General features: G+C 36.7%; 7 protein-coding genes and 1 CRISPR repeat array. Of the genes, 5 read left to right on the top strand and 2 right to left on the bottom strand.

The genetic code is table 11. The annotated features are described in order from the left end of the window. Positions 1 to 799: hypothetical protein (locus AC2JBO_RS39270; RefSeq protein ID WP_496959050.1), on the top strand; the 799-nt coding region annotated here is incomplete at its 5' end. 95 nt (positions 800 to 894) lie between these two features. On the opposite strand, the gene AC2JBO_RS39265 is transcribed toward AC2JBO_RS39270, so the two are convergent. Both AC2JBO_RS39265 and AC2JBO_RS39260 read right to left on the bottom strand, forming a co-directional pair. After that, the gene (locus AC2JBO_RS39265) at positions 895 to 1,107 is read right to left on the bottom strand and encodes a hypothetical protein (RefSeq protein WP_496959049.1); all 213 of its coding nucleotides are present in this window, start codon (positions 1,105 to 1,107) and stop codon (positions 895 to 897) included. A gap of 49 nt (positions 1,108 to 1,156) precedes the next feature. After that, a complete protein-coding gene (locus AC2JBO_RS39260; protein ID WP_496959048.1) occupies positions 1,157 to 3,208 on the bottom strand; it encodes an AAA family ATPase in 2,052 nt (683 codons plus the stop codon). A gap of 212 nt (positions 3,209 to 3,420) precedes the next feature. Here AC2JBO_RS39260 and cmr4 point away from each other — a divergent pair, with 212 nt between their 5' ends. Genes cmr4 through AC2JBO_RS39240 form a run of 4 tightly spaced genes read left to right on the top strand, consistent with a single transcriptional unit; the run spans position 3,421 to position 8,259 of the window. Continuing rightward, positions 3,421 to 4,284 (top strand): type III-B CRISPR module RAMP protein Cmr4, encoded by an 864-nt coding sequence (gene cmr4 / locus AC2JBO_RS39255; RefSeq protein WP_496959047.1) that lies wholly within the window; start codon positions 3,421 to 3,423, stop codon positions 4,282 to 4,284. Between the two features lie 2 nt (positions 4,285 to 4,286). Further along, positions 4,287 to 4,679: a hypothetical protein gene (locus tag AC2JBO_RS39250; RefSeq protein WP_496959046.1), complete on the top strand. Its 393-nt coding sequence runs from the start codon at positions 4,287 to 4,289 to the stop codon at positions 4,677 to 4,679. Between the two features lie 2 nt (positions 4,680 to 4,681). Beyond that, on the top strand, positions 4,682 to 6,526 hold the full coding sequence (locus AC2JBO_RS39245) for an RAMP superfamily CRISPR-associated protein (RefSeq protein WP_496959045.1): 1,845 nt from the start codon (positions 4,682 to 4,684) through the stop codon (positions 6,524 to 6,526). 23 nt (positions 6,527 to 6,549) lie between these two features. Next, positions 6,550 to 8,259, top strand: coding sequence for a hypothetical protein (locus AC2JBO_RS39240; protein ID WP_496959044.1), 1,710 nt, complete (start codon positions 6,550 to 6,552; stop codon positions 8,257 to 8,259). Positions 8,260 to 8,705: 446 nt separating this feature from the next. Further along, positions 8,706 to 9,701: direct repeats of the CRISPR family, unit length 36 nt; unit sequence GTTGCTTCTTTAATTAGAAGTAGATGTCATGGAAAC. Between the last annotated feature and the right edge of the window lie 57 nt (positions 9,702 to 9,758).

Here is a 9,758-nt window from a genome sequence, read left to right as displayed (position 1 = left end):
TGACTTTATGATAACGGTTTTGCAGGAAGATATCTCAAACGGGCGCCAGACTCGCTTACAAAACCCAGATTTTATCAACGAAAACTTCCGAGTAATTAAATGGACGGCGCATAACCCTAAAAAACCCGCCCAAAAACAAGTACGCTTAACTAAGTACGCTGTCTTTACACATCCAGGTTCACGTACAAAAACTTCTGCTTTCAGTATTCCTATCTACAGTATCAAAGATGAATTTGCTTCCGATAAGTTCTACACTAAATATACAAAACAAGATGTATTAGGTGGTATATACGAATCTGGTGGTAAAGAACACGGTAAAGTTGAACCCCTTGCTTACCTAACTCGACAAGGTTTAGAAGAAGCATTGATGGAAGGAACTGTATTAATTAATTTCCCTGATGGTACTAGTGGGTACTTTAATGTAGACAGAAGTAATGAAATTGCTTTTGTTAAAGGTGTAAACCCAAGAAACCAAAAGCGCTACTGGTATTTTAGAAAGGTTGACGCTATCAAAGGTTATGGTTACAAAATTGATGCAAAAATCTCCATTAAACCTGGTGTTACCTTTGCTGGTGATGTTCTAAATATTGGCTTGGGTCGTATGATTGTGTTAGATGGAGGAAAAGGCAATAGTAGGCGCCTGCGAATGGCTGTTATTGCTGATACTGGTGGTGCTTTTTTACCAAGTTTGTACCAACTTGATTATCTTTCGGGTGTTTTTAAGAGCAAAGGTGATTTTCAAGACTATGTTCGTACTCTTCCTGAATTTGCGAATGCGTACATTTTAGTCAAAAAATAACCAGAAACCGGGTTTCTCTGTACTAACTATTACAATCCTCAACGTTACCAAAAGAAACCCGGTTTCTTCAGAACCAAAAATATATTCTCCTTCGGTTAAACAAGTTGTACGAACATGTTCTCGGATGCATCTAAATAACCAAGTTCTATCGCACGGTCTAAAGCCTTTCCGATACTCCAAGGCTCAAAATTGCTAGCTCCCTCCCAATGGTGATGATTAGATATATCTGGTTCGTTCCAACCCTTAGTCCAATAACCAAACTCCCAAACTGTCATCATTGGGTCAAATGTAAATTCTTTGTTTTCCATAACGAACTAAGACAATTTATTGTTAATAGTATTGGTCAAATATTTTGAATTATAGATTATAAATATCAATAATTCCTTCAGCTAGGTGTTTTATTTTTTGCACAAGCTCAACAGGTTCGATTACTTTTACTTCACCTCCAAAACCAATTATCCATCGTAAAAAGTCAAATTCGTCTAGTGACCATTTTGGTAAAATTACTTCAAAGCGGTGGGGGAGTGTTTTGTTACCTGTTGGACGTAGGGTAAAGATTGATTTTTTGGAGTTGGGTGACGATAGTATGGGTTTGATAGGGGGAGACATTTTGATTTGCAAAAATCTTTTAGTTGCTTCGGTAATGAATGGGTAAATTTTATCACTAAACCATAGTTCGACTTTGACGGTTACTTGAGCGCGTATTTCTTTTCTGGGACTGAGAAATTTTTGTTGGTCGCTGGGATTATAGCCTAAGTATATTCCAGCACTGTGTTTGAGTAAAGTTTGCAATTTGGATAATGCTTTTTCTTGTTCACGAAGACTTCTTGAGAGTGTTTGTGGTCTTCCTAGAAATAATCTATCGAGACGTTCAAATTTAAATAAACCTGGTTTATCTCCTTGTACACATTCATATCCTAGATACCATGCTAAATTAGAGAAGGTAATTTGTAACGGGTAAGCTAAGAAAAAGCTCTTTTCATCATCTTTGTATTTAGCGGCGCCAGGAAAACTACCAAGTTCGAGTAATTTACCCTGCACAATAGCCAGTTCTAGTTCGCTAATACTATTAGTAAGTGCATGTTTAGGTAAATAGTCAGAGTCTATTTTAGAACTATTTGCAATCGCTCGCACAGGGTAGATATTATCTATTGTTTCGATTAATTTAGAATTAAGTAATCGCTGTTTGAATGTATCATATACTTCTAATGCTAACGGGTCATCAAGGCTGTTTGCATGAGATTGGAGAATATCAAAAACCCTGATGAGTTCAGATTGTGAGAGAATTGCTGTACCGATAAAGTAACCTTGACGCATGGAATATTCGGGTAATATTTTATATGGCTTTAAAACTTTCTCAATATCTTTACGGACAGTATCAAGTTCGTTTTCAGCATCGTAAATGACTCCAGCTTGCACAAGTGCTTTCGTGAGGGTTTTGAGTTGTCCTTGTTCTGTATTCGTTAAAAATGGTTGTTGAATACAAGTGTGAATTATTCCAATTAAACGGTCGAACGGTTGTTTGTCTGAGTACGCATGTGTTACTGTACAAGTAACCTCTACATCTTTTACTGGTTCTGACTTATTGCTAATAATGCCTTGAGTTGCTAACCAATTTAAATCGGCGCCTATTTCTTGTGCATCTGCATAAACTCCACCACGCAGTTTTGCCATAACAGCAGTAATTTCTTGAATATCATTCGTAAACTGTGGTGTATAACCTAAAATGTTTTCTAACAAACTTGGATTTATCGTTTGTAAACTACCCAAACCAGAATATTTAATAATTAAAGCAATTAAATGTAGTAAACGCTCAAAATCTAATAAGTTACTATATTGATGAAAAGTAATCTTTTTATGCTGCGTGCGATTATTGCTATTAATAATACTGCGGGGAAGCTTTTGAATTAACTTGTTAATTTCTGTAACAGTAAATTTGGGTGAAGTCACATCTATAGTATTGACCATAGCAAACCCTTCTGCGGTAATAGGAGGAAAAGCTTGCAGTACTTTGTACATACTATCAATAATAGCTTCGGGAACATGACGAGTACGCTCCTTATTCCAACTCAAGCAAGTGTGCAGAGGTGTATTCAAATGCCATGCTATCCAAGTTAAGTTTGCAGAACTCTTCTTAACCTTTTGTAAAAAATCGATACGAAACGCGCGTTTAAAGTTAGTAGCATCATAAATAATACTTTTCCCTGCTTCTAGTGCCGTAATAATACGGTTAATGGCAGTTGTTTCAATAACTTGCCAATCACCTTGAATTTCGGCGGTGCCGTACAATTCCTCGCGAATAGCATCTGTAGAAACAATCTGATAACTTCCAGTTTGAGATATCAAATGTGACAAAGTAGACTTACCGCTACCAGGTACACCAACAATAAAATGGGCTATAGTAGACATTTTTCATACATCATAAAAATCTTCTCTCTCAATATAAACCCAGTCCAACATATTTTCCACATTGTCACGCGAATGAGAAACAAAGTATGATGAATTATAAAAATATGTAGGTGGTGCCACGCACCCTACTTTTTGTCGTTCGCGTTGAAACACTGGTAGTTAAAGTTTTGGTGAGTTACATTGAGAAAGATATATACGGTGAGCGGTGAAAGATGAGTAATTATGTGACTTATATGCACCTTTTGACTGCGCTGCATACTGGCAGTAGTAGTAATGAGGGTAATTTGATGGGTATTGCGCGTGAAGTGCATACAGAGTTTCCGTATTTACCTGCTTCTGGAATACGTGGCAAAAATCGTGCGGAGTTGGAGTCTTTGTATCCAGGTGAAGCGAGTATATTTTTTGGACAAAAGATAAAGGATGGGCAGCAACCTACTGAAGGAGAAGTTTGGTTTGCTGATGCGACGCTGTTGTTTTTTCCTATTGCTTCTTTAAGTCATCATTTGATTTGGATAAGTTGTCCTCTTTGGTTGGAACGTTGGAATCGTTGGTTGAATGGTAGTCCTTTACAAGGGTTTGTAAAAGAATCTAGGAAGGTGTTATCGGGTAATAAGTCAGCGGTGATTACGTTTGATTCTAATAGGCTTTATTTGCAAACCGCGTTGTTAGAGAAAGAGGATTTGGAGGTTGTTAATGCTTCTGTACTTGATAAGTTGTTACAACCTTTGAGTGCTAATAGTGCCATGATTTATGAGATTGCGAAGAAGTTAGTTATTTTAACTGATGAGGATTGTATTGCTTTGGTAGAAACTGGTTTGCTGCGAGAGGTTAGAGTTGCTTTGGAAGATAATTCTAAAACTGTTAAGGGTGGTTCGTTCCGTTCTGAAGAAGCTATTCCACCTGAAAGTGTATTATTTTTTCCTTGGGGATTAAAAAGAGTTAAGGAACCTGAAAAAACTGCTAATGTTCGTGATGCTTTACATAGTTTATTGAATGAACGTTTGCAGTTTGGCGGTTTGGAAGGTTTGGGTCGAGGTTGGGCTAATTTAACTACAATATTACAAAAGGATGGCTAATAATGAAACTTGATTCACGTCATTTTAGTAACAAAGCATATGCTGCTTTGACTAGTTTAGCAGATGAGCTTGATAGTAATTATCATAAAAAAGCTAGTGGTTTGGTTCAAGGTTTGACTACTTATATTTCTACTTGGGGTTTACATCGGTTGAGTGGTGATGCCAAAAAGTTTGAAAAAGGCAAAGCTGAGGATACTAAGTATAAGAGTAAGGTTTACAAAGATTTTTTAATTGCTCTCAAAGATTTTCAAGGCGCCAATTTTAATGTAGATGATGAGGGCTGTTTTCTCAATATGGATTTTAAAGATTATACAGCTACTAATCGTTTGGCAATTGAATTAGCACGTGAATGGTCTTTTTGGGCGCCTGTTATTTTAGGAGAAGCGGAGGAATAATTATGCAGAAGGAATGGCAGAGTTTTTTAGATAAACTCAAAAAAGATAACAACCCTTTGTATGATTTATTAAGAGATTGCAGTATTTGTGTAGATGGTAATGATTTAAAGTTATGTACACCTAACGAAGTAAAAAAGAATGAAGTTAAAAGCAAGTTGGGTAAAATTAAAGCGAAAATGTCTCCTCATTGGCAAAATAAACGTATAAATGTAGATGTTGAAATTCCGAAACCAACTATGGCACCACGACGTATAATACCATCTCCTGCATCAAAAAGTGTAGTTAAAAATCCACTACAAACTCTGAATTTTACAAAATTTGGAGTTGATAAGAAGAAGAATGAGTTAGCGAAACCTGTACTCGAAGCCGCAGTCTCAGCAGATAAAACCTGTGCTACTGTTTACAATCTTCTCACAGAGAGAACTAAAAAAATAGCAGGTGCCAATGTAATAACAGTAAAATTTCCTTGGCGAGTGCGTGTTGGTGGAATGCGAGGTTTTCGTGAATTACTACTACCTGCACTTCACCCTGTATATGGTATTCCTTATATTACTTCTAGCAGTTTGAAAGGCGCCATTTTAGCAGCGGCAAAAAAACTTAAGCTTGATAGCGAAGCAGAAATTAATCGTATTTTAGGAACACTTGAAGGTGGTATTGGTAGCGTCCAAATTCTTGATGCTTTTCCTACTGCACCTTGTCTAAGTTTAGATATAGCAAATCCACAATGGCATTGGCAAGAAAATATAGTTACATATAATGCAGTGCCTCATAATTTACTATCAATGGAAGAACCAACAATCCTTATTGGTTTAACTCAAACTAGTCGCGTTAAGAACTCAGAATCTGCCCAGAATGATATCAATAAAGTTAAAATTTGGTTAAATAAAGCTCTATCACTAGGTATTGGTTCGCGAGTTAGTAGTGGATATGGACGTTTAAATAGTACCGAAAACTTGCCTCACTCTTCGTCACATGAATTTGAATTATGGACACAAGGAATATATGGCGCCGAAAAAGTAGAATTCCGTCCAGTAGCATTACGCGGAATGTTAAGATATTGGTTTAGAGCTTTAGCGTTAGGAATTTATTCACCCGCTCAATGCAAAGAACTCGAAGCAACATTATTTGGTACAATTGAACCCAAAAGTCGAGAAGGTAGTATACGCATCGCTGTAGAACTTGAAAAGCCTTCACAGCAAAAACAATTATTTTACTACAAAGGTAAAATATTGCTCGGCGCCAAAACTCCAGAACACCTGACTTTAATTCAATACATCTTACAACTATCATCGCATTTAGGAGGTATCGGTCGAGGTTCCCGGCGCCCATTAAATTGGAATAGTCCCAGAATGCGAGGATGTCACTTTGAATTAAACGATTTTATTTTACCTGCTGATAAAACAGTATGGGAGGAGTTTATTGCACAAGTTCGCAAAGCTTTTATTGCACTTTGTTCTGTAAAAGAGGCACCAGTACAAATCAATCCAGATAATCCACGTTCGCAAGATATATTAAATAAACAAGCTCACATATATATTACCATCGACCAGAATTTAAAACACTCTAAAACGGTTACAGACTGGGAGAACAAAGGTAACACTTCAGAAGTTAGAGGTAAAGCCTTAAATTTACTTTATGGTAACAATAACTTTAAAGGAGTTAATCGTCAAGGAATTGGAAACAGTGAAGTAGGAGGTAAATTTGGAACTCCATCCTTTGTCATTATCAAATCTAATTTTCCAAAGCAGAGCGATAATTACCAAACGGTGACAATTTTTGGAGTTAATAATAAAGCTCGCAAGAAGTTTGTTGAAGCTTTAGGTGCCGATTATATTAGAGTCTGGTAAAAACAATTATTACTCAACAAATAATGACAATTTTAATCGCCAACATTGGAACCTCTGACCTATCAATTAAAATCGACAACTATTATATTCCCGTCGGTTTTGATAGAAGTGAACCAAATATTGATTATTTCGGACTAGATGACAACGAAAAAACAATTTGGGAAAATGAAATGCGACGCAGTTATATTGTCGAATACCTGTGTCCTGAGTTAAATATCACACTTAACAACGGCAGATTCTCATTTAGAGAACTCACCCTCAAAATACTAGAAGCTTACGAAAAAGACGAAGAAACATGGTATAACCGTATTCGTCCTGGTCGCATCTGGGGTGTAATAAAATCAGCAATAGAACCAAAATTTAGAGTCAACGAAGTATACCTCTTTGTAACAGACCAACCAGAAACCGAAAAACAAGGTTATCCTTCAGACTCAATTCACTTATTTGATATCCTAGAAAAATGGTTTAGGCGCCAAACTCCCAACCTCAAACTACACAAAGAAATCATACCTACAAATATCCCTGCCAACAAACAAGACCCGCTACTAAATTATTATTATCACTTCTTCAACCGTATAAACACTGATGAGACACTATTAATTAGCATAAAAGGTGGTACACCACAAATGCAAACAGCTTTAAAAATGCAAGCAATAGCATCTGGAATACCCAAACAGCTTTTTATCGACCCAGAACTTTCTATCAAAAACATATTAGCAGGTACACCATCTGAATGTAAATTAACATCTTACTGGCGTTACATGAGAACACAGAAATATCAGGCAGTTAAACTGTTATTAGATGAACGTTGGGATTTTGATGGCGCCAAACAAATATTAAAAGAATGGGATAAAGTATTAGATTTTGTAATTAGAGAAAAAGGAGCCGAAGACGACATAAAATCTGGTAAACTGAGACTAGATAAAATAATTGCAGCCTTAAATGTTGGTGTTCATTATATGAATCTCGACTACGACAGCGCATTAACAGAAAAAAACTCACAATTTAACTGTTTAGGGGGCGCCGAAGAAACATTCAAAGTCTGGATAACAAATCAAGGAGATGAAAAACTATTAAACTTGTACACACAATGTCGTATATACTGGCAAATAAATCAAATAGCCAACTTCCTAGCAAGAATGTCATCATTCTATGAAGCAACACTAGACCGTTTAATAAAAATCTTAAACGGACAAAAATATTTTCATACCCAAGATGATAGTTTAAATATACCCTTAGTACGTCAAGACATAGGAGAAACCTTGTGGAACGAATTTTATAACGACCAAAAAGAATACAGTACAGAATTAAGAAACTATCAACAGCCAAATGCCAAACCAGTAAAATTACACAACCGTTTTGCCAAACGTAACTTTATAGATAAACTACTTATACCATCTCGCAACATTAGTAATGAAAACTGGAACTTGGTATTAACCTCACTACAAAGCTTAGACTTTTGGGCACAACAAAGAAATGAAATAATGCACTATTCCATAGGCGTATCCAAACAAAAAATGCACGAATTATGGAATAATAGAAGTAGAGCAAATAATCATGCATGTCCACCAGGTAAAATCATCGAAGTCATGGGAAACATTTGTCAAAGCCAGCTAAAACTAGTTCGAGACCAATATCAACAAAACTTTGTAGACAACAAAACCAATTTATATCTATACTCAGATATCCAACAATGGGTATTTCAACAACTACACCAAGACAGTAAACTGTAAATATAGCAATGGTGCCCACCAAATTATGTCATTGCGCCCACCTACCTATGTCATGCTGAACGCAGTGCAGCATCTCATAAATCTCAAAATTTCTGAGAACCCAACTCACAAAGCATAAAAAACGAACGTTCAGTTAGAACCAGAGTGTGACAAGTCTATATATATCAGGATTTGTGGCGCCATAATCAAAACCCCAAACAAACTATACTTTTACACCGCATGTCAGACCAAAGAAACGCCGTTTTAATTAGACAAATATCTAAATAGTGCGAGGAGTTTTCAAAATGCCCGAAAAGCCTATTATTGCGTTTTATCCCTCGCCGCCTTACTGTGTAAAGCTTTCAAGCATTTTTTTAGACCCTAAACCCTTGTTTCAGGCGATGATTTTGGTATCCCTCGCAAACCGCCTCTGGACACCTTGCCTTGTAAGGATTTAAAATCAGGGGGTTGCTTCTTTAATTAGAAGTAGATGTCATGGAAACTATTAGTTCTCATTTTTTCAAGATTTACTTTAGCAGTTGCTTCTTTAATTAGAAGTAGATGTCATGGAAACTAATTGGTATACTTGCAACCCTAGGATTCTACGGGGTTGCTTCTTTAATTAGAAGTAGATGTCATGGAAACGCCTGCAGCTCGACGCGCTGGGCAGCGATGACCTGCTGTTGCTTCTTTAATTAGAAGTAGATGTCATGGAAACGTATTTGAAGGGCAAGGCGCACGAGACCCGAGACCTCTTATTGAGTTGCTTCTTTAATTAGAAGTAGATGTCATGGAAACCTTTCATTACCTTTACAAGGTAGTTCTTGAAAATATGTTGCTTCTTTAATTAGAAGTAGATGTCATGGAAACGTCCACCCGATAGCCCCGCTTTTTCAGATGCGCGAGCCAGGTTGCTTCTTTAATTAGAAGTAGATGTCATGGAAACTACGTCCAGCGCGTGGTAGAGGCACAAGAAAAAGAAGGTTGCTTCTTTAATTAGAAGTAGATGTCATGGAAACTTCAATTGTCAGGTTGCCGGCTTGATGTACACGTAAGTTGCTTCTTTAATTAGAAGTAGATGTCATGGAAACTACAACAAGCAGCCGGAAGTCATGGCGACACGTTGCTTCTTTAATTAGAAGTAGATGTCATGGAAACGGGATTAGTAGCGAGAAAAGTTGATGATTTTGATTCTAGTTGCTTCTTTAATTAGAAGTAGATGTCATGGAAACAATCTATGGTCTTAAGGTATTCGTTTTTGAGCGCGATTAGTTGCTTCTTTAATTAGAAGTAGATGTCATGGAAACTTAGTGATACTCATCAAATAGTTATGGTTGATGGTACTGTTCGTTGCTTCTTTAATTAGAAGTAGATGTCATGGAAACTTTTTGAAGATTTTTTCGATCGCAAGCCTGAGTGGTGCTGATGTTGCTTCTTTAATTAGAAGTAGATGTCATGGAAACCCGTCGCATATTGTTTACAATCACTGCTGTCATCCACATGTTGCTTCTTTAATTAGA

The organism is Calothrix sp. CBUCES-K 9914 (assembly GCF_059640475.1).
The sequence above is the reverse complement of the archived record's forward strand: the minus strand, read 5'-3'. Positions and strand labels throughout refer to the sequence as shown.